Source organism: Nocardia sp. NPDC024068 (assembly GCF_040638875.1).
GTDB lineage: Bacteria > Actinomycetota > Actinomycetes > Mycobacteriales > Mycobacteriaceae > Nocardia.
This window is the reverse complement of sequence record NZ_JBEZYU010000071.1, coordinates 1-23,942: the sequence shown is the minus strand read 5'-3', so window position 1 is coordinate 23,942 and position 23,942 is coordinate 1. Positions and strand designations below refer to the sequence as shown.

General features: G+C 70.1%; 21 protein-coding genes. 7 read left to right on the top strand and 14 right to left on the bottom strand.

Features of this window, described 5'->3' with window-relative positions; genetic code table 11:
• Positions 1 to 157: 157 nt before the first annotated feature.
• The 3 genes from AB0F41_RS28890 to AB0F41_RS28880 form a co-directional block, all read right to left on the bottom strand.
• A complete protein-coding gene (locus AB0F41_RS28890; protein WP_357429257.1) occupies positions 158 to 772 on the bottom strand; it encodes an MBL fold metallo-hydrolase in 615 nt (204 codons plus the stop codon).
• Positions 769 to 1,854, bottom strand: a complete 1,086-nt coding sequence (locus AB0F41_RS28885; RefSeq protein ID WP_357429256.1) for an S-(hydroxymethyl)mycothiol dehydrogenase — start codon at positions 1,852 to 1,854, stop codon at positions 769 to 771. Before AB0F41_RS28885 ends, AB0F41_RS28890 begins: the two co-directional genes overlap by 4 nt.
• Before the next feature lie 529 nt (positions 1,855 to 2,383).
• Positions 2,384 to 2,677 (bottom strand): hypothetical protein, encoded by a 294-nt coding sequence (locus tag AB0F41_RS28880; RefSeq protein WP_357429254.1) that lies wholly within the window; start codon positions 2,675 to 2,677, stop codon positions 2,384 to 2,386.
• A gap of 297 nt (positions 2,678 to 2,974) precedes the next feature.
• Here AB0F41_RS28880 and AB0F41_RS28875 point away from each other — a divergent pair, with 297 nt between their 5' ends.
• A complete protein-coding gene (locus tag AB0F41_RS28875; protein ID WP_357429252.1) occupies positions 2,975 to 3,787 on the top strand; it encodes a hypothetical protein in 813 nt (270 codons plus the stop codon).
• Positions 3,788 to 3,854: 67 nt separating this feature from the next.
• Here the strand turns inward: AB0F41_RS28875 and AB0F41_RS28870 are convergent, their stop codons facing one another.
• From AB0F41_RS28870 to AB0F41_RS28850, 5 genes are all read right to left on the bottom strand, one after another.
• A complete protein-coding gene (locus tag AB0F41_RS28870) occupies positions 3,855 to 4,601 on the bottom strand; it encodes an ESX secretion-associated protein EspG (RefSeq protein WP_357429250.1) in 747 nt (248 codons plus the stop codon).
• A complete protein-coding gene (locus tag AB0F41_RS28865; RefSeq protein WP_357429248.1) occupies positions 4,598 to 5,881 on the bottom strand; it encodes a hypothetical protein in 1,284 nt (427 codons plus the stop codon). Before AB0F41_RS28865 ends, AB0F41_RS28870 begins: the two co-directional genes overlap by 4 nt.
• A complete protein-coding gene (locus AB0F41_RS28860) occupies positions 5,874 to 6,263 on the bottom strand; it encodes a hypothetical protein (protein ID WP_357429246.1) in 390 nt (129 codons plus the stop codon). Before AB0F41_RS28860 ends, AB0F41_RS28865 begins: the two co-directional genes overlap by 8 nt.
• A 68-nt stretch (positions 6,264 to 6,331) precedes the next feature.
• On the bottom strand, positions 6,332 to 7,024 hold the full coding sequence (locus AB0F41_RS28855) for an alpha/beta fold hydrolase (RefSeq protein ID WP_357429244.1): 693 nt from the start codon (positions 7,022 to 7,024) through the stop codon (positions 6,332 to 6,334).
• Between the two features lie 219 nt (positions 7,025 to 7,243).
• Positions 7,244 to 8,113 (bottom strand): hypothetical protein, encoded by an 870-nt coding sequence (locus tag AB0F41_RS28850; RefSeq protein ID WP_357429242.1) that lies wholly within the window; start codon positions 8,111 to 8,113, stop codon positions 7,244 to 7,246.
• Between the two features lie 123 nt (positions 8,114 to 8,236).
• Between AB0F41_RS28850 and AB0F41_RS28845 the strand changes: the two genes are divergently transcribed.
• Entirely contained in the window at positions 8,237 to 9,409 is a 1,173-nt protein-coding gene (locus AB0F41_RS28845) for an acyl-CoA dehydrogenase family protein (protein ID WP_357429240.1), read from the top strand.
• Between the two features lie 10 nt (positions 9,410 to 9,419).
• Positions 9,420 to 10,547, top strand: a complete 1,128-nt coding sequence (locus AB0F41_RS28840) for an acyl-CoA dehydrogenase family protein (RefSeq protein WP_357429238.1) — start codon at positions 9,420 to 9,422, stop codon at positions 10,545 to 10,547.
• A 36-nt stretch (positions 10,548 to 10,583) separates the two neighbouring features.
• Here the strand turns inward: AB0F41_RS28840 and AB0F41_RS28835 are convergent, their stop codons facing one another.
• Both AB0F41_RS28835 and AB0F41_RS28830 read right to left on the bottom strand, forming a co-directional pair.
• Positions 10,584 to 11,219 carry a phosphoribosyltransferase family protein gene (locus AB0F41_RS28835; protein ID WP_357429261.1) on the bottom strand — a complete coding sequence of 212 codons (636 nt, stop codon included), beginning with the start codon at positions 11,217 to 11,219 and terminating at the stop codon, positions 10,584 to 10,586.
• Positions 11,219 to 12,085, bottom strand: coding sequence for a carbon-nitrogen hydrolase family protein (locus AB0F41_RS28830; protein ID WP_357429236.1), 867 nt, complete (start codon positions 12,083 to 12,085; stop codon positions 11,219 to 11,221). Before AB0F41_RS28830 ends, AB0F41_RS28835 begins: the two co-directional genes overlap by 1 nt.
• Before the next feature lie 114 nt (positions 12,086 to 12,199).
• On the opposite strand from AB0F41_RS28830, the gene AB0F41_RS28825 reads away from it, so the two are divergent.
• Positions 12,200 to 13,966, top strand: a complete 1,767-nt coding sequence (locus AB0F41_RS28825; RefSeq protein ID WP_357429259.1) for a DEAD/DEAH box helicase — start codon at positions 12,200 to 12,202, stop codon at positions 13,964 to 13,966.
• Between the two features lie 103 nt (positions 13,967 to 14,069).
• Positions 14,070 to 17,420: an AAA domain-containing protein gene (locus tag AB0F41_RS28820; protein ID WP_357429234.1), complete on the top strand. Its 3,351-nt coding sequence runs from the start codon at positions 14,070 to 14,072 to the stop codon at positions 17,418 to 17,420.
• Positions 17,421 to 17,504: 84 nt separating this feature from the next.
• Here AB0F41_RS28820 and AB0F41_RS28815 read toward each other — a convergent pair whose 3' ends face one another.
• Both AB0F41_RS28815 and AB0F41_RS28810 read right to left on the bottom strand, forming a co-directional pair.
• Positions 17,505 to 18,680, bottom strand: coding sequence for an alanine racemase (locus tag AB0F41_RS28815; protein ID WP_357429232.1), 1,176 nt, complete (start codon positions 18,678 to 18,680; stop codon positions 17,505 to 17,507).
• A 51-nt stretch (positions 18,681 to 18,731) separates the two neighbouring features.
• Positions 18,732 to 19,211, bottom strand: a complete 480-nt coding sequence (locus tag AB0F41_RS28810) for a TetR family transcriptional regulator (RefSeq protein WP_357429230.1) — start codon at positions 19,209 to 19,211, stop codon at positions 18,732 to 18,734.
• A 394-nt stretch (positions 19,212 to 19,605) separates the two neighbouring features.
• On the opposite strand from AB0F41_RS28810, the gene AB0F41_RS28805 reads away from it, so the two are divergent.
• Complete coding sequence (locus AB0F41_RS28805) at positions 19,606 to 20,364, top strand: tyrosine-protein phosphatase (protein ID WP_357429228.1); 759 nt, start codon at positions 19,606 to 19,608, stop codon at positions 20,362 to 20,364.
• 3 nt (positions 20,365 to 20,367) lie between these two features.
• On the opposite strand, the gene AB0F41_RS28800 is transcribed toward AB0F41_RS28805, so the two are convergent.
• Positions 20,368 to 21,723 carry an AMP-binding protein gene (locus AB0F41_RS28800; protein ID WP_357429226.1) on the bottom strand — a complete coding sequence of 452 codons (1,356 nt, stop codon included), beginning with the start codon at positions 21,721 to 21,723 and terminating at the stop codon, positions 20,368 to 20,370.
• Positions 21,724 to 21,887: 164 nt separating this feature from the next.
• Entirely contained in the window at positions 21,888 to 22,682 is a 795-nt protein-coding gene (locus tag AB0F41_RS28795) for an enoyl-CoA hydratase/isomerase family protein (protein ID WP_357429224.1), read from the bottom strand.
• A 38-nt stretch (positions 22,683 to 22,720) separates the two neighbouring features.
• Between AB0F41_RS28795 and AB0F41_RS28790 the strand changes: the two genes are divergently transcribed.
• Positions 22,721 to 23,746 carry a glutathione S-transferase C-terminal domain-containing protein gene (locus AB0F41_RS28790; protein ID WP_357429222.1) on the top strand — a complete coding sequence of 342 codons (1,026 nt, stop codon included), beginning with the start codon at positions 22,721 to 22,723 and terminating at the stop codon, positions 23,744 to 23,746.
• Positions 23,747 to 23,942: the final 196 nt, after the last annotated feature.

Sequence of the window (23,942 nt, the reverse complement as noted above, 5' to 3'; positions counted from 1 at the left end):
GCCGGAGAATCCGCTGCCGCCCTGTTCCGGGGTATGGCCGACGGGTCGGTCATCGCCACCGTGGGCCCGCTCGACCCCGCGCAGCCACGTCCGCGCCACCCGCCTGTCCGGCACCGCAGTCCGCAACAGCGGCGCCGCCGTTGCGGACTGCGGTGCGTCAGGCCTGCGCGGGTACGTTGGCCCGCTCGGCGCCGAGTGTCGTATCCGGCCCGTGCCCGGTGTGCACGACCGTCTCGTCCGGCAGCGCGAACAGCCGCTCGTTGATCGAGGCCAGGATGGTCGGATAGTCGGAGTAGGACCGGCCGGTGGCCCCCGGACCGCCCTCGAAGAGGGTGTCACCGCTGAACACCACCCCGGCCTCCTCCAGATACAGGCAGCACGATCCCGGTGAATGGCCGGGTGTGTGGAGTACCCGCAAGCGCGAGCCGCCCACCTCGAACACCTGCCCGTCGGCCAGGCGCTGATACTCCACGCCGGGATGCGTCTGCTCCCAGAGCACATCGTCGTCGGGATGCAGATGGATCGGCGCGCCGGTGGCGGCAGACAGGGTCGGCGCCACCGTCACGTGATCGTTGTGCGCGTGCGTGCACACGATGGCGGCGACATGCCGGCCGGCCACCGCGTCGAGCACCGGCCCCGCGGTATGCGCGGCGTCGATGATCAGCACCTCGTTATCGTCGCCGACCAGCCAGATGTTGTTCTCCACATCCCAGCAGCCGCCGTCGAGGCAGAACTGCCCTTCGGTGACGACCCGTTCGACGTGGGCGCTCACAGCACCACCACCGACCGCAGCACCGATCCGCCGTGCATGGTGTGGAAGGCCTCCTCCACCGCGTCCAGCCCGATCCGCTCGCTCACGAACTTCTCCAGCGGCAGCCGGCCCTGGCGGTACAGGTCGATGAGCATCGGGAAATCCCGTTCCGGAAGACAATCGCCGTACCAGGAGGATTTCAGCGCGCCGCCGCGGCTGAAGAAATCGATGAGCGGCATCTCGAGGGTCATATCGGGGGTCGGCACCCCGACCAACACCACCGTGCCGGCCAGATCGCGGGCGTAGAACGCCTGCTTCCACGTTTCCGGGCGGCCGACCGCGTCGATCACCACATCGGCGCCGAATCCGCCGGTGAGGTCCTGGATCGCGGTGACGGCATCGGTGCCGGACGCGTCGACGGTATGGGTGGCGCCCAGTTCGCGGGCCCAGTCGAGTTTCCGGGCGTCGGTATCGACCGCGATGATGGTGCCGGCGCCGGCGAGCCGCGCCCCGGCGATTGCGGCGTCCCCGACCCCGCCGCAGCCCAGTACGGCGACGGAATCGCCGCGGCCGACGTTACCGGTGTTCACGGCCGCGCCCAGACCGGCCATCACCCCGCAGCCGAGGAGCCCGGCCACCGCCGGATCGGTCTCGGGATCGACCTTGGTGCACTGTCCCTCGTGGACCAGGGTCTTATCGGCGAAGGCACCGATTCCGAGTGCGGGGGTGAGCGCGGTGCCGTCCTCGAGCGTCATCGGCACACTGGCGTTGAAGGTGTCGAAGCAGTACCAGGGGCGCCCCCGTTTACAGGCGCGGCACTGCCCGCAGACCGCCCGCCAGTTGAGGACCACGAAATCACCCGGTTCGACATGGGTGACGGCGGAGCCCACCGTCTCCACCACCCCGGCCGCCTCATGTCCCAGCAGGAACGGGAACTCGTCGTTGATACCGCCTTCGCGATAGGTCAGATCGGTGTGGCAGACCCCGCAGGCCTGAACCTTCACGATCACATCCTGTGGCCCGGGATCCGGGATGACGATCCGGACCAGTTCGACCGGGGCACCGGGACCGCGGGCGACAACTCCTCGAACCTGCTGTGGCACAGCCTCTCCTCTCGGGGCGGGTGATGCGGCGATGCGCGTCTACGCATACGTTATCCGCCCCGGGGGGCTATCGGTCGGCGTCGCGCGGACTCATCGGGTCCGATCCGGGCGGTCCGCAGCGTGTAGACGGCCCGGACGCAGTGCGGCGGCGCACCCACCGGGCCCGCCGCCGCACATCCGGCAAACGCTCAGAGAACTCCCCAGGCCTGCAGCAGATAGGTCACATTGGCGGCGATGGACGTGACGAGATTCGCCAGATTCAGGGCCGCGGACCCGGCTTCGATCATATTCTTCTTTCCTCCTGATCCATCCCGACCGGAGCCCAAAGTACCGAGACGGCCGGAGTTGGGCAAACGCCCGATTACCGGAAATCAGGCGTTCCGGGCAGGCGCTTCCCGGGAGACGAATCGCCGGTCAGTTGTCCATAAAAGTGACCAGACACGTGTCCCACTGAGTGCGCACGAGGACATACGAAGCCCGCGAATGAGCAATTACCGCATCCGCGAGGACTATCGGAACAGGAGGGGAATCAGCTCGCCATACCGGCCTCGGGTTCCGGCCCGGGACCGTCGGCCCGAAGTTTGAGCAGGGTCAACCCCGCGGTACAGGCCAGGATGAGTCCGATCACACTGATCACCACGTGCAGCGTCCCGATCCCGTAGACCGCCGCTCCGAGCCCACCGGTGAAGACCAGCCAGCCGCATACTCTGCCCATCGTCCCGCCCGTGCCGTGCGCGCCGGTATCCACCGACTCCACGATCGCCTCCCGCGTCTCGGGCGCCTCCGGCGCTCCGGGCAGGTCGGGGGTGGTCTGGTCTCCCATCATCTACTCCTCGATGGCGACGATCCGAAATCGCGTCGCGCCTAACCACATCCGTGCACGGTCACCACGCTGCGATGTCCCATGCGTCACTTCAGCAACATACGCTACGACCGCAACCCGACGATTGTTACGCGACACAAGCTCGCGACACGCGGCCGATATCAATTCGATACCTGGAACGTACCCCCTACGGGCCGATCTACACCGGTAACCAGCGGGATCGACCGGTCCGGGGCTGGTTCCGGCAAAGTCGCTCGATTAAGGTGAGGCCACTGACTTATCACAGGAGCGTCACCGATGGACAGCAAAACGAAGGTCGCCGGGCCGCTGGCGGCCGCTGGCGCGGTTTCGCTCGGGCTGGTGTTCATCGGCGCGTGCGGTATCGGCCAGGAGGACACCTACGTCCCGCCACCGCCGATCCATTCCGGACCACAAGCGGTGGAGCAGGCGCGCTTCAGCGAGACCACCTCCGGCGTCGCCCAGATATTGATCCCCCCTTCACCCACCTGGCGGATCGCCCCCGATCCCGGACCACGCCGCACGCTGCCGCCCGAATACCAGATCTCGGTCACCTCCTCCACCGGACCGGACACCACCGGAGACCGTCCGGACGAGCGGTCCGAGGAGCCGTCCGGCGATCCGACCACCACCCGGCGGGTCACCCTCTCGGCCACGTCCGACCCCACACCCCCGGCCGACCCGAGCTGGACAACCGCATCGGAGCCCCCTCCGGAAATCGCGCCGGCGCATACCGAGTCACCGATACCGGCCCCGCCACCGTCCGGCGAGAGCGCGGGCGGCACCGACACCGGCGCGCCACCCGCCGCGACGACGACCGTCGAGGCGCCGCCGGCCACCGCGCCGGCCGAATCGGCACCGGGCGGCACCACATCCACCGAACCACCGGCCCTGCCCGCGCCGGGTGATCAGCCCGCCCCCGAGACCGAACCGGCCCGGACCACCCTCGCTCCCACAACCGAAGGCCCGGACGAGCCGGCACCCGCTCCGGAGCCCTACGCCGCCACCGAGACCACGGCACCGGATTCGGGTGAAACGACACGGCCTCCGGTGACCGTCGTCCCCACCATCACCATCGTCCCCGTCCCATAACAGCCCCGGCAGCCGATCCATCCGGCAGCGGGCCGGTCCACTTCTCGTCGTAGCCGAGCGGCCGGCACTAGAGTCCGGCGTAGGCCACCGCCCGCTGCGCGGCGGCGACCATGGGGCGCAACGAGTTCGTGAAAGCTTCCGCTCCCACGGGTGCGATCTCGACATCGCGACCGGTGTGGACCGTGTAGCGCCCGTCGTCGGCGATATCGATCCAGCACAGCACCCCGAACGGTTTGACCTCCGCGCCGCGGCGCACCGATACCACGATCTGACCGATACCGGAACGCCGCTGTTTCAGGCGGCGCCGCATACGGCTGGGCACCGTGGGTCCCGATACCGGGACGGTCACCCGGTCACGGCCGTCCAGTACCACTTCGGACCGCGGGGCGCGCAGCCGTTCGCCGGTGCCGGGCGGCGCCGGGGGCAGTGCCGCGATCACCCGCCCCGGAAGCGAGGCGGCCGCGGTCGCACCGATCCGCAGTTCACCACCGCGATCCGGTAGCGGACCCGGGCCCTGAGCGGCCACGACCGCGATCCGGCCGGCGGATGCCCCGAGTATCCGCACGGTGGTCGCACCGTCACCGTCCTGCCCGAAGACCTCGACGCTCACCTCCGGAGCGGCCAGGACGCGCAGCGCCGCCTCCAGGTCGGCGTCGAGCGTCGTATCGCACCATGCCCGCAATCCGGGCAACTGGGCGCCGCGTTCCACGGAATCGCGCGCCGACAACCGCACCGCGAGGGGATACGGGATACGGTCGCCGACGGTCCGGTCCCAGGCCAGGGCGAACTGGTCGGGTCCGAGGGTCCAGGTCACTCGGCTTCGCTCCACTCACCCAGAACGGGTGGGGTGGTCGGATCGAGTGCGCCGATCAGCTCGCCGGACTCCTGGCCCGGTTCCAGGAAGGTGAGATCGTCGTCGATCCAATGGAGTTCGTCGTCCGCGTCGGGCTCTGGGCGCTCGGATCGCGGCGCTGCCACCGTGGAGCCGGTCCGCACGGTATCGGCGGCCATGGCCCCGCCCAGCATCCCGCCGATCGCGCCGGCGCCCATCCCGGTGACGGCACTACCGCTCGAATCACGCTGCTGTTCTTCCCGGTTCCGGTCATCCCCACTCTGCGAACCGGCCGGACGGACGGGCGCCGAGAACACCGGTACGGCCGGTGCGGTGGCGGGCGCCACCGGGGCGGGCACCGCCGCAGGTGGAGTGGCGGGCGCCGCGGGCGCGGGGACCGATGGCGCAGTGGTCGCCGCGGCTGCGGTCCGGGAGGGAGCTTCCACCGGCCCGGCAGCCGGCGTCGCGTCCGCGGGGGCGGGTGCCGGTGCCGGTGCGGCGGATTCGGCCGGGGTCTGCGCGGCCGGGGCGGTGGGCGGCTGTGGTTCGGCCGGGGCGCTCGGGGTCGCCGGGTCGCCCGCGGTGGCCGGCGCGGCGAACGAAACGGTGGGCCCCACCGGCACTTCCGCCGCGGCGACCCGGGGGGAACCCGGCGGAGTCGCCGGTGCGATTGCCGGCGCCCCGGGTTCCCCGGGCAGGTCCGGGAATGCGGGCACGCCCGCGCCGGTCGGGATGAACGCCCCGCTGTAGACGCTTTCCATCACCCGTACGGCGTCCGCGCGGGCGTCGTCGATGGTCCGCTGCGCCGCGATATTGCCCGTGGCCGCATGGGGATCCAGCAGGGCATCGGTGAGATCCGGTGCCGCACCCACCGGTTCGCCGATCGCCGTGCGCAACGTCTCCGCGGCGTCACCGGCCTGGGCCAGCCGCTGTCCGACGGTCGCCAGCACATCGGCCAGTTGCCGCCCGGCGGCCTCGAAATCCCGGACCGCCGCCGCGGCCGGTCCGGCGGCCGAACCGCGCCAGCCGTCGGCGATGGCGCCACTGATCTCGGTATGCGCCTCGGTGACCGCGTCACCCAGGCCGCCCGCCGCACCGCGCCAGGCCTGGCCGCCGCTCTGCAGTACCGACGGATTCAGCGTCGATACCCCGGAATGAATCTGTTCGTGGGTGAGGTTGTCGAAAACCTCGACCGTGGGCGCGTAATCGGGATCCACCCGATCGTGGACACCCCGGCGACCGGCTTTGGGCAGTTCACGCACCGGACACTCCCGTCGTCGCCGCGGCGGTCGTCTGCACGGCGGCCGCGACCTCGCTATCGGCCTGCTGATACGCCGCGGCCGCGATCCGGAAGGTATGCGCGAGCTGCCGGGCGGTCGCGGAGTAGCGGCGTAGCGCCGCGATCGCATCGGTGGCCTTGTCCTCGAAACCCCCGCGCAGCGCAGCGCCCGAGTCGAATCCGCCGAAACCCGGCAACGTGACCGCGGCGGACACCGTCTCGATCTGTGCGTCCACCTGGTCGGCGAGCTGTTCGTAGCGCAATGCGCAGCGTTCCGGCGTCCCTTCGGCCACCAGCACCGCATCGATCCACAACTGCCCGTCCTCGACGGCCGAGTCCAGTGCGGCAATCGTATTCGGCTGCACGCCGTCCCCCTTCTTTCTGCTGTCGCGCGGCGGGCCCGAACCACCGGGCGCGATATACCGCGATACCCCTAGCGCCGGCCCGCGACGATCTCCTGCGTCCATTGCACGATATCCGCCGTAACCCGCGTACGCACGCGCTCGTGCAGCAGATCGTGTCCGGCCCCGGGGTATTCCCGCAGGTCGACCCCGTCGCGCTGCGCCGCCCAGGCCCGTACCGCCGCGACCGGGGCACGCCGGTCGTCCACACCGTGCACCGCGAATACCGGCGGTAACGCGGGATCGGTAGCGGGTGGTCCACCCAGTACGCGAGCCGGCGTGCCGCACAGCACCAGCCCGGCGGGGAATCCCGGATCCGGTTCCGCGACAACGGACCCGGGGCGCGGCTCCCTCCGGCCGCCGTCGGTCGTCTCCCCACCGGCCGCGCCCAGGGCCGCAAGCGCGGTCACGGCGCCGAGCGAGTGCCCCATCAGGACGAGCGGGAGTCCGGGCGCCTGCGCCCGCACCACTCCGATGAAACGCGCCGCATCGTCCACCAGCTGCGGTAGCGGTACGACCCGCTCCGGATCTCCTTCACTGAGCCCCTGCCCCGCCGTATCCAGCGTCCAGACCCCCAGACCCGCGCCGTTGAGCTGCCGGGCGAATTCGTGATAGTGCCCGCTGTGCTGCCCGGAGCCGGGAAGCAGCGCGATCCCGGCGACGGCACCGTCCACCGGCCGGTCCCGATAGTGCAGCCGACCGTGCGCGCCGGCGAAGAAACCCATGCGCGGATTGTGGCAAAGGATCGCGGGCGGCAGGACCCCGCCCGTGACAGCCGACCGGTGCCGACCCGTTGCGTGCCGCGGCGAACGCGGTCGGTATCGCACGCGGTCGGACAATCGCCCCGGCCACGCCGCCGCGGACGCCAGAGCCCGCCATGGGGCCGGTGTCGCCCGGAAACGGTGCGCGTCTGCGGGCGGAGCAGCCTACGGCGAAGGCGCGGGCTACGGCGAAGGCGCGGGCTCACCCGGCGCCACCGGCGGAGCCGCGGGCGCGGGTTCACCCGGTGCGGGTGCGGGAGCGGGCTGACCCGGTGCCGGGGCGGGAGCCGGTTCGCCGGGGGCCGGGGCCGGGAGGGGAACAGGCTGGTCCGCGACCGGGAACATGCCGACGGTCGGGGTCATCACGCAGAGGGCGCCGGGGTAGTCGATGGTCCCCCACATCGAGGCGAGCACGGTCCCCGGACCGCTGGCCACCCGCTTCGACAGCGACGGCGTACCGAATTCGGTGACATCGTCGAGCATGCTGAGACCGGCGGCGCCGTTGTTGATGTTGATCCAGGCGACCACCAGGCCCGAGGACTGCGGGATTCCCGGATGACCGGGGGTGGCGTGGAAGGTCAGGGTGCCGGGCTCACCGTATATGTTCGCGCTCGGGCCGTTGGCGGTGCCGGCCGCCACGATCGTGGTGATCGGGCCGTTGCTTCCGCAGCCGAAGGTGGGGGCCGCGTAGACGAAGGGGGTGTACTGGGCGATATTGCTGATATGGGCGGCGGCGACGTAGTCGGCGTAGCGGTGCAGCGCGTCCACGCCGGCACGGGTCTCGGGTTTGTCCGCGGTCTGCTCGGTGAGCGCGATGAGCGCGGATTCGGCGGGGGTGCGGGCGGGCTCGGGTTCGGCCGACGCCGGCGTGGTGAAGGTGAGGGCGGCACCGACACCCAGAGCTGCTGCGGTGGCTGCGGTGCGCGCGACGATTCTGTTGTGCACTGCTCTGAACTCCCTAAATCCGATCATGGCGACGGCGCCGGAAAGTAACCGGCAGATCACCGCCCCATGGCTGCAAGCTACCAGCAACGGCGCGACGTCGCGGGTCACACCGGAGTTTCGATCGGGGCTGTGGGCGGGGTGCCCCCGCGACATGTGATGCACTCGACACGGCACGATTGGTCAGGGGTGTAAGTTCTATGCGGGACAATCGAGACATACTTGGAGATGTGTATGAAACTAACTCTGTCTCCCGACGAGGTCGCCTTTCGCGACGAGCTGCGGAAGATCTACAGCACCGCGATCCCCGCCGAGATCCGTGAACGCGTGAAATACGGTCACGAACTGTCCCGCGAGGACATCGTGACGGCCCACCGGGCCCTCAACGAGCACGGACTCGCCGTGCCGAACTGGCCGGTGGAATGGGGAGGCAAGGACTGGACCCCCATGCAGCGCCACCTGTGGCAGGACGAGATGCAGCTGGCCAGCGTGCCGGACCCGCTCACCTTCAACGCCACCATGGTCGGTCCGGTGATCGCCCAGTTCGGATCCGAGGAGCTCAAGAAGCGCTTCCTGCCGCCCACCGCCAATCTGGACATCTGGTGGTGCCAGGGCTTCTCCGAACCCGATGCCGGGTCCGATCTGGCCTCGCTACGCACCACCGCCGTCCGCGACGGTGATTCCTACATCGTCAACGGCCAGAAGATCTGGACCACCCTCGCGCAGTGGGCCGACTGGATCTTCTGCCTGGTCCGCACCGATCCGAGCGCCCCGAAGAAGCAGGCCGGGATCTCCTTCCTGCTCTTCGATGTGAAATCGCCCGGTGTCACCATCCGCCCGATCAAGCTCATCGACGGCGGCTACGAGGTCAACGAGGTCTTCTTCGAGAATGTCCGCGTCCCCGCCGACCAGCTCGTCGGCGAGGAGAACATGGGCTGGACCTACGCCAAGTTCCTGCTCGGCAACGAACGCACCGGTATCACCGGCGTCGGCCGGACCAAGGTGCGGATCGGGGTGGCCAAGGAATACGCGGCGAACACCCGATCCGGTAAGGGCACGCTGCTCGAGGATCCACTGTTCGCGGCTCGGGTCGCCGAGCTGGAGAACGAACTGCTGGCGCTGGAGCTCACCCAGCTGCGCGTCGTGTCCAACTCCGTGGAAGGTAAGCCGAACCCGGCGTCCTCGGTGCTGAAGATGCGTGGTTCGGAACTGCAGCAGGCCGCCACCGAGCTGCTGCTCGATATCGCCGGACCGGACGCCCTGCCGGTCGGCACCGCCGATATCGCCTCCCCGGAGTGGGCGCAGCGCACCGGCCCCAGTTATCTCAACTACCGCAAGACAACCATCTACGGAGGTTCCAGCGAGGTGCAGCGCACCATCATCGCCTCCTCGATCCTCGGATTGTGAGGTCACGGTCATGGATTTCGATCTCACCGACGAACAGGTCCTACTTCGCGATACCGTGCGTGACCTGCTCAATCGTCAATACAACCCGGAAAAGCGACTCGAGGTCACCGCGACCGACCTCGGCTGGAGCCGGCAGGTCTGGGGACAGCTCGCCGAACTCGGCGTTCTCGGCCTGAGCTTCGACGAGAAGGACGGCGGCATGGGCGCCGGCCCGGTGGAGACCATGCTGGTCCTGGAGGAGTTCGGACGCCGGCTGGCGCCCGAGCCCCTGCTGGACTCGGTGCTGCTGCCGGGCGGGCTGATCACCGCGGTGGGCAGCCCCGATCAGCGGCAGCGCATTCTGACCGAGGTCGCGGCCGGGTCGAAACTGCTCGCCTTCGCGCACGGGGAACCCGGCACCCGGTGGCCGGATCACGACATCGCCACCGCGGCCACCGCGCAGGGTGACGGGTACACGCTGACCGGCGTCAAGAACCCGGTCCCGCACGGTGACTGCGCCGACAACCTGGTGGTCAGCGCCGTCCTGCCGGGCGGCGGGATCGGCCTGTTCCTGGTCGCCGCCGACGCCAGCGGCGTCACCCGGACACCGTTCGCGACGGTGGACGGTCTGCGCGGGGCCCAGGTGGCGTTCAGCGATGCTCCCGCCGAACTGCTGGGGCCGGCCACCGACGCCAGCGCGGCCATCGAGGACGTCCTCGCCCGCACCCAGGCCGGGCTGTGCGCGGAATCGGTGGGCGCGATGGCGGAGTCGCTGCGCCTGACCACCGAGTACCTCAAGACCCGTAAGCAGTTCGGGGTGACGCTGTCGAAGTTCCAGACGCTCACCCAGCGCGCCGCGAATATGTACGTCTCGCTGGAGCTGGCCCGCAGCATGAGCTACTACCTCACCGCCTCGCTGGTCGACGCCACCGCCGACCCGGTGATCGCGTCGCGGGCCCGGTTGCAGGTCGGCCGGTCGGCGCGGCATATCGGGCAGGAGTCGATCCAGATGCACGGCGGTATCGGGGTGACCTCGGAATACCCGGTCGGTCACTATGTCGCCCGGCTCACCGCCATCGAGCGCACGCTCGGTAGCGGGCTGGAGCATCTGCGGGTGCTCACGAACCAGGTCGGGGAGTACGCGCAGCCCGAGCTGTAACCCGGATCCGGCACGCTCCGGCCCGGACGCGTGCGCTCAGCGCGCGTCCGGACGGAGCAGCTCGGTGACCTCGGAGTCGGCGAGCTGGTGGAAATCGCGATAGGCCCCACCCACCCCGGCGAGAGCCATCGGGGCCTGGGCACAGATCACCTCGTCGGCCTCCCCGCGGATGCGCGGCAGCGCCTCGGGCGCGGATACCGGCACCGCCACTACGAGCCGGTGCGGTTCCTGCGCCCGGGCCACCCGGCAGGCCACCACCACGCTCGCGCCGGTGGCGATACCGTCGTCGACGATCACGACGGTGCGTCCGCGTAGCGGTATCGGCGGGATATCGCCGCGCCACAGCACCCGGCGACGCTCGAGTTCCGCGCGCTCCGCGGCCTCGATGGCGTCCAGCCGCGCCGCGTCGAGCCCGGTCTGGCGCATCACATCGGCGTTGACCACCCGGATCCCCTGCTCGCCGATCGCCCCGGCCGCCAGCTCGGGCTGCCAGGGCACCCCGAGTTTGCGGACCAGCAAAATATCCAGATCACCCCCGATGACCTCGCGGACCGCGGCCGCCACCGGCACTCCGCCGCGCGGAAGTCCGAGCACCAGCGGCCGGTCCCCGCGCAGGTGCGTCAGTTCGCTGCCCAGCGCGCGTCCGGCGGACAGGCGGTCGGCGTACAGCATCACCCTCCGACGCTACTCGCCTCCGGTACCTCCACGGAGAACCTGCGCAGGGCGAGGCTCGGGTTCGCCCTGCGGACCTCTGCCAGCACCTCCGGCTCGAGCCGGGCCAGCGCCACACCCGGTTCGTCGCCGAGCTCGGCGAGCACCCGCCCGGCCGGGTCGATGATCATGGAGGCCCCGGCACCGCGCGGACCGCACTGGTCGGCGGCGGCCAGGAACACGGTGTTCTCGATGGCCCGCGCCCGCAGCAGCGTGGTCCACTGGTCGACCTTTCCCGGCCCCGGGATCCACTGGGCGGGCAGCAGCAGCACCTGCGCGCCGGTGGCGGCCAGCCGCCGGAAACCCTCCGGGAACCGCAGGTCGAAGCAGGTCTGCAGGCCGAACGTGAAGCCGCCCGCGGTGAACAGGGCCGGGTCGGCCAGCGGTCCGGGACGGACCACCTCCGATTCCCGCTGACCGAACGCGTCGTAGAGGTGCACTTTGCGGTAGTGGGTCAGCAGGGCACCGTCGGGACCCAGCGCGACCAGGGTGTTGTGGATCCGGCCGTCCTCGGGTTCGGTGGTCTCCACGACCCCGGCGACCAGATGCACCCCGGTTTCGGCTGCCAATCCGGCCAGCGCGGTGACGAACGGCCCGTCCAGTGGCTGGGCGGCGGCGAAAACCCGGTCGTCGAGGCGGCCCAGGGCGAACATCGAGTACTCCGGGGCCACCACGACACGGGCGCCGCGGGCGGCCGCCGAACGCACCCGCTCGGTGAGCGCGGCGAGATTGGCATCGATATCGGTATGCGGGCCGAACTGCACCACCGCGACGGTGAGCGGGTCCTCGGGGTGCCCGGCAATGTGATCGGCGGGGTCGGCGTCCATGCTGACACCGTATGGCCCGGTGGGCCGGACAACCAGGCCGTACCAGTAAACTCCTGGTCAATGAGCACCAATCAGGGCGAAGACGGCCTCGGCGAAGACGGCCTCGGCGAGGACGTGAGCGACACCGAACCCGAAACTGCCGGACCGTCCTTCGCCGACCTCGGTATCGATGACCGGATTCTCTCGGCCATCGCCGATGTCGGCTACGAATCCCCCTCCCCCATCCAGGCCGCGACCATTCCCCCGCTGCTCGGGGGCGCGGACGTGGTGGGCCTGGCGCAGACCGGCACCGGTAAGACCGCGGCCTTCGCCATCCCGATCCTGATGGGTCTGCTGGAGAACCGGCCCACCGGTAAACAGCCGGCCGCCCTGGTGCTGGCTCCCACCCGTGAACTCGCGATCCAGGTGGCGGAGGCCTTCGGGCGTTACGCCACGCATATGCCGAACACCCATGTGCTGCCGATCTACGGCGGCCAGAGCTACGGCGTGCAGTTGTCCGGGCTCCGCCGCGGCGCCCAGGTCGTGGTGGGCACCCCCGGCCGCGTGATCGATCATCTGGAGAAGGGCACGCTGGACCTGTCGCAGCTGCGCTATCTGGTGCTCGACGAGGCCGACGAGATGCTGAAGATGGGGTTCCAGGAGGATGTCGAGCGCATCCTCGCCGACACCCCGGCCGATAAGCAGGTGGCGCTGTTCTCCGCGACCATGCCCGCCGCGATCCGCAAGATCTCCAAGCAGTACCTGCGCGAACCGGTCGAGATCACGGTCAAGGCCAAGACCAGCACCGCCACCAATATCGCCCAGCGCTGGGTGCTCGTCTCACATCAGCGCAAACTCGACGCCCTCACCCGGATCCTCGAGGTGGAGGCCTTCGAGGCCATGATCATCTTCGTGCGCACCAAACAGGCCACCGAAGAGCTGGCCGAGAAACTGCGCGCCCGCGGGTTCTCCGCCGCGGCCATCAACGGCGATATCGCCCAGGCCCAGCGTGAGCGCACCATCGGACAGTTGAAGGCCGGCACCCTCGACATCCTGGTCGCCACCGATGTGGCGGCCCGCGGCCTGGACGTGGACCGGATCTCGCATGTGGTCAACTACGACATCCCGCACGACACCGAGTCCTATGTGCACCGGATCGGCCGCACCGGACGCGCGGGCCGCAGCGGTGAGGCGCTGTTGTTCGTGGCGCCCCGCGAACGTCATCTGCTGAAATCCATCGAACGCGCCACCCGGCACCCGCTGACCGAGATGCAGTTGCCCAGCGTGGACGATGTGAACGCGCAGCGGGTCGCGAAGTTCGGCGACGCCATCACCGAGAACCTCAGCTCGGACAATCTGTCCCTGTTCCGCAAGCTGATCGAGGACTACGAGCAGGAACACAACACCCCGCTGGCCGATATCGCCGCCGCGCTGGCGGTGGCCGCGCAGGACGGCGAGAGTTTCTTCCTCGAGCCCGAACCGGAGCCGGTGGAGCGGCCGCGCCGGGAACGCGCGCCGCGCAATTTCGAGGACGGCGGTTTCGAGGACCGGGGCGGGCCGTCGCGGCATCGCGGGACCGGCGCCGAACTGGCGACCTATCGCATCGCGGTCGGCAAACGGCACCGGGTGGTGCCCGGCGCGATCGTCGGCGCCATCGCCAACGAAGGCGGGCTGCGGCGTAGCGATTTCGGGCATATCAGTATCCGGCCCGATCACAGTCTGGTCGAACTGCCCGCCCACCTTCCGGCGGAAACCCTGGAGGCCCTGCGGCGCACCCGGATCAGCGGCATCCTGATCCAGTTGCAACTCGACCAGGGCCCGCCCGGCGGACATCGCGGAATCGGCCGCGGCCCGCGCCGCGACGGCCCCAAGCGCCAGGAGCGCCGGAAACCGCGTTCCTGAACCACGGTCCGTTCCCCCTGGTCGGGCCCGGTGGTTACAGTGGGCCCGTCCGGTACGCGCGGGGCGCGGATCGGGGGTGTCACTGGGCGCAGGAGGGCCGTGGGTGTTCGTTGTCGGTGATCGGGTGGTGTGCGACGCCACGGATCTGGTGCGCGGCGCGCGCTGTGAGTTCGCGCTGCTCCGCGCGCTCGACACCGAATTGGGCACCGTTGCCGGTGAGCCGGCCGGCGGCGAGCCCGGCACCGGTTCGGCCGATATCGATTCCGGCCGGGGAGAATTCGGCCGGGTACGGGCCGCAACCCTGCGCCACCACGGCGACGCCGTGGTCCGGCCCGCGCACTACGGCGATACCGGCCCCTTCTCGATAGTGCCTGTCGCACATGACGAATCGATCGCGGCGTGCCGCGACGGCGCACCGGCGGTCCTCGGCGCCACCGTCTTCGACGGCGAAGTCTTCGCCCGCGCGGAACTGCTGACCCGCACCCCACAGGGTGTCGCGTTACACGGGGTGGCGCCCGGCCACGGGCAACCGGTGGCCACCGCCCTGCGTCTCACCGCCGCCGCGCACATCCTGGAGGCACACTCGGTGCCGGTGGATCCGGTACTGACGGTGTATTCCGATGACGAGACCCACACCTTCGACCTGCAGGTCACCCGGCCGGTGTACCGCGCCCGGCGGCGCCGCACCGACCGGATCCTGGACGAACATTCCGGCGAACTGCTGCCGGTGCAATGGGGCGATCCGCGGTTCCGGGCCTGCGGCCGCTGCCCGGTCTGCGTCGCCGCCTATACCGAGGCACGCGATCTGCTGCTGGTCGCCGGTATGGACCCGGCCGTTCGCGCCGGTCTGCGCGCGGCCGGTATCACCAGTATCGACCGGCTCACGACCCGGACCGCGGCACCACCCGAAGTCTCCGCACGGACCCTGTCCCGGCTGCGGGCCCAGGCCGTGGTGCAGCTACGCCGGGAGCAAACCGGCCGCGGCGAATGGGTCGCCGCCGATACGCGCGCCCTGGATCTGCTGCCGCCCGCGACGCCGGGCGATCTGGCCCTGGATATCCGCCGGCCGGGGCCGGGCCGGGTGCGCATCGAGGTCACCGCCCGCGATTCGGCACCCGTCGTCCGGGAGATCCCGTTGCGCACCGCCGCGGACCGGCTGACCTCCGCGCGGGAACGGGGCCCGGGCGCCGCCGGACGCCGCGCCTTCACCGATCTGCTCGCGGCACTCACCGAACCGCTGCTGGCCGACCCCGGACTGCATATCTTCCACTACACCGCCGAGGCCCGGACCGTCCTGCTGCAGGCCGCCGGGCAGCTGGGGTTCGGTGAGGAGACCGTGGACGCGCTGTTGCGCACCGGAACTCTGGTGGACCTCTATCCGATCGTGCGGGGCGCGTTCGTGATCGGCACCCGGTCCTACGCCCTCCACGAGATCACGCCGGTACTCGGCAGCCCACCGCAAGAGCCGGGGGCCGCCGCGGTGCTCTGGCTGGCGGACCGACTGCGCAAGGAGCGCAGCGAATCGTCGGCGTCGGTCCCGGCCGCTCGCCCGGATTCGCTCGGGCGTGTGCTGCGCGATACGCCCACGGCCCGGCCCACTTCCACGGAGGCCGCACTCGCGGAGTTCGCGGCCCGCTCCGGCGGTGCGGCGCCGGATACCGCCGGTGCGCCCGATCCACATCGGGTCGCCGGGCTGACGGCGGCGCTGCTCGGATACCACCGCCGGGAACAGCAGGCGCCATGGTGGTCGCATATCGACCGCCTCATCCATCCGCTGCCGGACTGGCCCGCCGAGCCGGGGGTCATGGTGGCCGATACCGCCGCGGTGGATACGAAATGGCATATCGGCCCGGACGAGGGGGTACGGCGTTTCCTCCGGCTGACCGGCCGGCTCGCCGGTGGCGGACTCGCCCCGGGAACCCCCGTCCATGTCGTCTACGAACCCGGCGGCCGCACCCGGGCGGCGATTCGGACGGTGGGCACCGCCACGGTACTCGGCTGTTCGGTGGAGGCCGATTTCACCGATACCGTGCGGCTCGAGGAGACCCTGGCGCCGGGCGCGGCAACACACGACGAGCTACCGGTGGCGCTGGCTCCGGCACTGCCGGCCCCCGCCCCGGCCGCCGCGGACGTGGTGGAGGAGATCGGCCGGGAACTACTCATGACCCTGCCCGCCGTTCCGGAGACCGCACTGTTCGATCTCCTCGCCCGCCGGGCGCCGCGATTGCGTTTCCGCACCGATGATTCCGCGCGACCGGCATTGCCGCCCGCCGGTGAGCATCCCGTGCCGGCGATCCACACCGCTCTGCGCGACCTGGATTGTTCGTGTCTCGCGGTACAGGCGCCCACGGGTACCGGCCGCACGGCCATCCTGGCCGAAGTACTCGCCGCGCTGGTCACCCGGGACAATTGGCGTATCGGCGTCGTCGCGCCCACCGCGGCGCCGGTGGAGAGCCTGCTCGACGCGGTGGTGCGCGCGGGCGTGCTACCCGAACTGGTCGCGAAGAGCGAAGCGGTGTCCGTGGCGCCGGAATGGCTGGTACTCGACGCGGCGCGCCACCCCCGGTTCCTGTCGAACGCCATCCGGGGCTGCGTGCTGGGTGGCACGCTCGATGATTTCACCGATCCCGCGCGGGTCCCGCGCGATTCGCTCGATCTGCTGGTGATCGCGGATGCGAACAGCTGCGCCCTCGCGGTGGTGGCCGATGTATCCGGCACGGCCCGCAATCTGCTGCTGACCGGAGATCCGTGCGATCGGCGCCGCCCGGCACCGGGACCGCATCCCGAACCGGTCGACGTGGCGGCCCTCACCTGGTTCGCGGGTGGCCGGGAAACCCTCCCGCCCACGCACGGCTACTTCCTGGGCCGGACGAGCCGCCTGCATCCCCGGCTGGCCGAACCACTGTCGCGCCTCTGGTTCGAGAACCGGCTGCGCGCCGATCCGGTGCCCACCCGGCCGGGCGACACCCTCGACCCGGGCATCGGGCTGGTGCCGGTCCACCACCACGGCAACAGCACCGCCTCCGATGCCGAGGCCAAGGAGGTGCTGAACCAGATCCGGGAATTGCTGGGCCGCCGCTGGGACGACGGGACGGGTCCGCGCCCGCTGCAGGCGCACGATATCGTCGTCGTCTCCCCGCACCGGGCTCAGGTCGGCCGGATCCGGACGCTGTTGTCGCGGGCCAGGTTCGACGAAGTCCTGGTGGGCACTCCGGATCTGCTCCGGGGCCGGGAGGCGGCCGTGGTGTTGCTCTCTCCGGCCACCTCCAGCCCGGAGGACTCGCCCGTTCCGGTCGGCGAGTTGCTCTCCGGCGCCCTGCTGCACGACACTCTGGGCCGGGCCCGGCGGCGGGCGATAATCGTCGGTTCGCCGTTACTCACCGAATTCCTGCCCGAATCACCGAGAGAATTATCGGCACTCTCTCGCTTTCTCCGGTTGTACGAGAGTTCGTAATATTCGAATATTCGACGGAACTCCCGGATCTGCCGAATTATCCTAATCGCAATAAAATTCACGAAATCCCGCTGAATCGGAAATTCAGCCGAAACATCGGCCTTCGCCACGGTAGGTGGGCACCGATGTCCGGGAGCCGTCCGCCTCGACGAGATACAGCCGGTCGAAGCGCTCGCACAGCTCACCGGCCTTGGCGTGCCGGAACCAGACCCTGTCCCCGACGGCCAGTTCACCCGCGCCGGACAGCGGGGTCTGCACCTCGCCGGCCCCCTCGGTGCCCAGCAGCCGCAACCCTTTGGGCCACACCGGTTTCGGCATCCGGCTCGCTCCGGCGGGACCGGAGGCGATATATCCACCGGCGAAAACCGTGGCGATATCCGCGGCGGGCCGGCGCAGCACCGGAAGTGCGAAATAAAGTGCGGGCCGGGGCCGGAAGGACCGATAGTCGTCGAAAAGTGTTGGTACATAAAGGCCCGAACCCGCGGTGATCTCGGTGACGCCCGCGGCACCCGCGCTGAGTTCGATCGACCCGGTGCCGCCGCTGTTGACGATCTCCAGCGGTCCGGCCACCGCGGTGACCGCGTCCAGGACCGCCGCCCGACGTCGCTCGATCTCCCGGGCCGAGGCCTTCTTCACCAACCGGACCGGCAGCGAGGAATCCGGCAGGCCCGCGATCTGGGCCTCGTAGGTCATCAGCCCCACCACCCGGAAACCACCGGCCAGGGCGGCGGCGGCCAGGGCGGCGGCCTGGTCGGGGGTACGGATGGGCGAGCGGCGCACGCCGAGGTGCAGCGGCCCGACGCGCAGCGAGGCATCGACGTCCAGGCAGACCCGCGGACGCACCGCGCCACCGACGGCCGCGCGCACGAGCTCCAGCTGCGCGCTGTCGTCGACCATGAGGGTGATCGACTCCAGCAGATCGGGGTCGGCGGCGAGTTCGGTGAGCGCCGCGCGATCGGCGGTCGGGTATCCGAGCAGCACATCGCGTGCCCCGTGGCGTGCCAGCCAGATCGCCTCGGCCAACGAGTAGGCCATGATCCCGGCGAAACCTCCTGCGGATGTCAGCTTTTCGCCGAGCACCTCCGCGAGCACGGCACGGCAGCGCACCGATTTGCTGGCCACCCGGATCGGACGACCCCCGGACCGGCGCACCAGGTCGGCGGCATTGGCCCGCAGCGTGGCCATATCGACCGCGGCCAGCGGCGGATCGAGATCGGCGGTGGCCGCGTGCAGCGGGGCAATCGGCGAGGTCGCGCTCACTCCGCCCACTCAACCACCGGACTGGTCATACGTCCAGCTCGACGCGCGTGCTCAGGCGTCGATCGCCCGGGTGACCAGGTTGGACACCAGATCGTCGAATGCCACCAAGATGGCCTCGTCATCGCAATCGGCCAGCCAGCGCAGCACCGAACCCTGCACCACGGTGATCACATAGCCGGCCACCGAGTCCACCGGTTCGATCCAGCGCGTACCCGACCGGGCGGCGCACAACTCCAGCCATTCGACGACATCACGCTGCTGAGCGCGTTGCCGTTGCGAGATCACCGGATCGGGCACATAGTCGTCGCGGGAGTCCCAGTGCTGACACAGCGTCTGCACGGTCTTCTCGTAGGCATGGATCTGCTGAACGGGCCGCGCCTTCACCAGCGGCCAGTACGCACTCACCCCGGCATGCAGTAACACTCGCAATGCCCGTAAGCCGACACAATCCGAAACCGCGTGCGCATGGTCGACCGCTTCACGCACGGCCGATCGCAACCGGACCTCCGCTATTTCTCCACGTACGCCCAACGCATGCTCCCTCGGCAAACAACTCGCACACAACGGGGCCGAATTATCGACACCGGAGCGGCCGGCCGGATCGGTGGGCCCGAGTCGGGAAGTAGCGACCCATCCAATCCGTCCTCTCGATATTAGAAGATTTTCAGGGTTTAAGAACAGCTACGGCGGGAAATACATACCTGACGCCTGTTTTGTAACCCTTCCGGGACCGGACGCACCGTCCCCGGGCACCACGCGCTCGCGCCCCACCGCTCCGCGCAGATCACGCGACCGGGGCATCGGCACCGAACAACTGCCCCATGGGCAGAAACCATCGGCCAGTCTACGACGCCGTCACCGCTGTGTTCGGCCGCTGTGCCGCATCCCACAACAGCACCCACGCGGGGCCGGTTAGCCTGATGCGGTGACAAGCTCTCCCCTCGCCGATCATCTGCGTATCAGCGGCACTTTCAACTTCCGGGATCTCGGCGGACTGCGTATCAGCGGTGGCGGGACCATACGGCCCGGAGTCCTGCTCCGTTCGGCCCAGCTCAGCAGGCTCGACGACAGCGGCCACGCCACACTCGGCGAACTGGGCGTCGGCGCCGTGCACGACCTGCGCGGGCACCGGGAAATCGAACGCGTCGGCGCCGACCGGCTGCCGCCGCATATCGAACTCCGCGTCACCCCGTTCGACGACGGAACGGTCACCGCCCCGCCGCACGAAGCGGGCGCCGGCCGGGGTGACGCGCCCGGCGCCGCCCTGGCCTACATGATGGACGTGTACCGGAACTTCCCGGCGCGCCCCGAAGCGCACACCGCGATCATGGCGCTGGCCGAGGCCATCGTCGCCGACCGCGGCGCGGTCCTCGTGCACTGCGCCGCGGGTAAGGATCGCACCGGCTGGACCATCGCCACCCTGCTCCGCGCGGTCGGTGTCGACGAAACCGAGATTCTCACCGACTATCTGCTCAGCAACGACGCGGTCGCCCAGTTGCGCTCCACTCTGAAGGACGAATTCGGCGACGAACTGCCCGCGGCGGTACTGGAGGTGCGGGAGGAGTACCTGCGCGCGGGCGTGGAATCGAGCAACGCGCTACACGGCGATTTCGATACCTACCTCACCGCGATCGGCTTCACCCCCCGGCTGCGCGAACAGCTGCGTGACCGGCTGGTGGACTGACCGTCAGGCGCTGCGCCGCACCAGCCCGTCGGCACCGATACTGACCTGATCGCCGGTGTGGAACCAGCTTCCGGTGAACCGGTCCGCGGTGCGCTGCGGATCGTTCCAGTAGCGCCGGGTGACGTTCGGTCCGCGGCACAGCAGCTCACCCTGCCCGGTGGTGGCCTCCGGCCCGCACAGCGCCAGTTCGGTCCCGCCGAACGGGAACCCCAGGACGGAATCGTCGGCGGCTTCCGCCGCGCCCGCTGTCGGTCCGACCGCGAGGCCGATACCGCTGGTCTCGGTGGCGCCCCAGACCGACCACTGCCGCGCCGACGGGAACACTTCGCCGAGGTCGCGGGCGAAGGTGGGCCCCGGCGCGCTCTCGCCGGACGCGACCCGCCGCTGGTCGGCGGTGCTGATCCGGATCACCCGGTCGGTACACAGGCCCCCGGCCCGGCCTGCCGCGAGATCCGGCAGCAGACCCCGCAGGATGGCCGCGTTCGCGGCGAGGGTGTCGACGCGTTCGTTGGCGATGGCCTCCACGACCGCGGCCCGGCCCCGGGCCAGCACGACCGTGCCGCCGACCGCGAACGTCGGCAGCAGCTGATCGACGCATCCCCCGGCGGAAGCCAGCGGATGCAGGAGGAGATTGCGCAGACCCTCGGTGGGCAGATCCAGCGCCGCGACCATGGAGCGGATCGCCGAGAGCAGATTTTCGTTGGTGAGTTCGACACCGGTCGCGGCGTCCGGCGCGCCGGAGCCGGTGGTGTAGCAGAGCAGGGCGAGATCATTGAGGGCCGCGCCGTCATCGATGAACGCGGCGCCGTCGGGGAGATCGGCCATCCAGTGGTGACCGCCGCGGACCGCGCCGCACCCCCGGTCCGCCGAACCCAGGACGAAATCGGCGTCGCTGTCGGTGATGACCCGGTCTGCGAGCGCGAGCGGCAACCCGTGGTGGACCAGAACCGGTACCGCGCCGCTGAGCAGCGCCCCCAGGAATGCCTGCACCCACCGGATACCGGGCGGCATATGTACGGCGACCCGGTCGCCGTAGCCGATCCCGTGCTCCTGCAACCCACCGGCCACCCGGGAGGCCGAATGCCACAGCTCGCGGTAGGTGAGCCGGCCACCACCGACCTCCACCACGGCCTCCCGCTGAGAGAACGCGTGGACCTGCAGGTCGAGGAGTTCGGTGAGGGCGGGGCTGAGATTGCCGTAGCGCAGGACGCCGTCCGCGCCCCGTGACAGCGGCGCGGACGAGCCCGGATCGGTGATATGGAACTCCACCACCGGCGCCGCCTCACCGGTGCGGCTCACAGCATCCCGGATATGCGGACCGGCAGCGGGCCCGATGATCGTGGTCGTACCGACTTGCATCGGACCTCCGCCCGAATCGAACAGTCTGTCTCCCGTGACTATATGACGCAGATCACAGAAATGGGGGCAGACCGGTCGAATCGGCCGGATGGGCTGCCGGAACCACAGCCGGAGGCACCGGCCCGCGGTGACAGCCGTTCACGGGTCCGCGGACACGGCCGGGTTCACCGGCCCTCGAATACCGCCTTGCCCGGTCCCACATCCAGGAAGCTGCGCACCGCCCGCGGCAGGTCCTCGGTACCGAACAATTCGCCCGACACCTGCGGGGTCACCGCGTCGGCGTGGGCCACCCCGCCCGAACGCCACGCCTCGACGATCCGCTTCGTGGCGGCGTGCGCCCGGGTCGGCCCCTCGGCCAGCCGATGCGTCAGGGCGACGGCGGCGGCGTCCACGTCGTCGTGCACCTGATTCACCACACCCCAATCCCGCATGGTGGCCGCGTCATAGAGGTCACCGGTCATCACCAGTTCCCGCGCCCGGCCCGAACCGGCGCGTTCGGCCAGCCGTTGCGGCCCGCCCATCGACGGCGTCAACCCGACGACGATCTCCACCAGGCCGAACTTCGCCTTCGGCGCGGCCAGGATCACATCGCAGGCCAGGGCGATCTCGAATGCCGCGGTCAAGGTCAGCGCGTGCGCCGCGAACACCACCGGGCACGGCAGCGCCTCGATCGGATGCGAGATCCGCGCGAACAGGTCCCGCCACAGGGCCGCGCCCTGCTCCTCGTTCAGCCCCTGGAATGTGTGCACGTCCACCCCGCCCGAAACGACCTTGCCCTCGGCCCTGATCAGCACCGCGCGCGGCGGGCGCGCCGACAGCTCGGCGACATTCTCGACCAGGGCGTCGAACATCGCCTGGTCGAACAGATTCAAGGGCGGCGCGGCGAGTGTCAGCGTGGCGACTTCGGCACCGCCGGCGGTCTTCGTACGTTCCAGCCGGGTGGGTTCGGTAGCGCTCATGGGGCCAGCTTATGGTCCCCTCCTGCGAGACTGGTGCCATGACCGACTCGCAAACGGAACAGGGCACCTACGTCGAACCGGGTGAATTCAGACGTGACACCAACTACATCACCACCCGGATCACCGCGGACGGCCGCGACGGCTACCCGGTGGAACCGGACCGCTACCGCCTCGTCGCCGCCCGGGCCTGCCCCTGGGCGAACCGGACACTGATCGTGCGCCGCCTGCTGGGCCTGGAACCGGTGCTCTCCCTGGGCCTGTGCGGACCCACCCACGACAAACTCAGCTGGACCTTCGACCTCGACCCGGGCGGCGTGGACCCGGTCCTCGGCATACCGCGCCTGCGCGATGCCTACCTCGCCCGCTTCCCCGACTACCCGCGCGGCATCACGGTACCGGCGGTGGTCGACGTGCCCACCGGTCAGGTCGTCACCAACGACTACGCGCAGATCACCCTCGACTTCTCGCTGGAATGGACCGACTACCACCGAGACGGCGCCCCGCAGCTCTATCCCGAACCGCTGCGCGCCGAGATCGACGAAGTGAACGCCCGGGTTTTCCGCGAGGTGAACAACGGCGTCTACCGCTGCGGTTTCGCCGGCGCCCAGGACGCCTACGACGCCGCCTACGACCGGTTGTTCACCGCCCTCGACTGGCTCGAGGACCGGCTGTCCACCCAGCGCTACCTGGTCGGCGACACCATCACCGAAGCCGACGTCCGCCTCTTCACCACCCTGGTCCGGTTCGACCCCGTCTACCACGGCCATTTCAAATGCAACCGCAGCAAACTCACCGAGATGCCGGCCCTGTGGGCCTACGCCCGCGACCTCTTCCAGACCCCCGGTTTCGGCGACACCGTCGACTTCACCCAGATCAAAGACCACTACTACAAGGTCCACACCGACATAAACCCCACCCAGATCGTCCCCAAGGGCCCCGACCTCACCAACTGGCTCACCCCCCACCACCGCGATTCCCTCCCCGGCCGCCCCTTCGGAGAAGGCACACCCCCACCCGCCCCCCGACCCGCCGAGCAGGTCCCCGACCAACACACGGCCACGTAACCCTCGCGGCACAGCCGAGCCCCGGGCGCGGTCCACACCCGCCCGGACCACCCCGGCCGATCCGAATGCGCCACTCCCCCCAACCCGGCCCACCCTCCCAGCGCCGAGTTCAGCGAGGCCCACAAAGGGTTCGGCCCGCGTCGCCTGTCAGCACTCGAAGCGAGGCGGCGCAGCCGCGAGTCTCGAGGGCTGACAG

Excerpts from the sequence above, each read along its gene's own strand:
- AB0F41_RS28880 (WP_357429254.1), bottom strand. The coding sequence starts at position 2,677 with ATGGGAGACCAGACCACCCCCGACCTGCCCGGAGCGCCGGAGGCGCCC.
- AB0F41_RS28875 (WP_357429252.1), top strand. The coding sequence starts at position 2,975 with ATGGACAGCAAAACGAAGGTCGCCGGGCCGCTGGCGGCCGCTGGCGCG.
- AB0F41_RS28855 (WP_357429244.1), bottom strand. The coding sequence starts at position 7,024 with ATGGGTTTCTTCGCCGGCGCGCACGGTCGGCTGCACTATCGGGACCGG.
- AB0F41_RS28845 (WP_357429240.1), top strand. The coding sequence starts at position 8,237 with ATGAAACTAACTCTGTCTCCCGACGAGGTCGCCTTTCGCGACGAGCTG.
- AB0F41_RS28840 (WP_357429238.1), top strand. The coding sequence starts at position 9,420 with ATGGATTTCGATCTCACCGACGAACAGGTCCTACTTCGCGATACCGTG.
- AB0F41_RS28835 (WP_357429261.1), bottom strand. The coding sequence starts at position 11,219 with ATGCTGTACGCCGACCGCCTGTCCGCCGGACGCGCGCTGGGCAGCGAA.
- AB0F41_RS28830 (WP_357429236.1), bottom strand. The coding sequence starts at position 12,085 with ATGGACGCCGACCCCGCCGATCACATTGCCGGGCACCCCGAGGACCCG.
- AB0F41_RS28800 (WP_357429226.1), bottom strand. The coding sequence starts at position 21,723 with ATGCAAGTCGGTACGACCACGATCATCGGGCCCGCTGCCGGTCCGCAT.
- AB0F41_RS28795 (WP_357429224.1), bottom strand. The coding sequence starts at position 22,682 with ATGAGCGCTACCGAACCCACCCGGCTGGAACGTACGAAGACCGCCGGC.
- AB0F41_RS28790 (WP_357429222.1), top strand. The coding sequence starts at position 22,721 with ATGACCGACTCGCAAACGGAACAGGGCACCTACGTCGAACCGGGTGAA.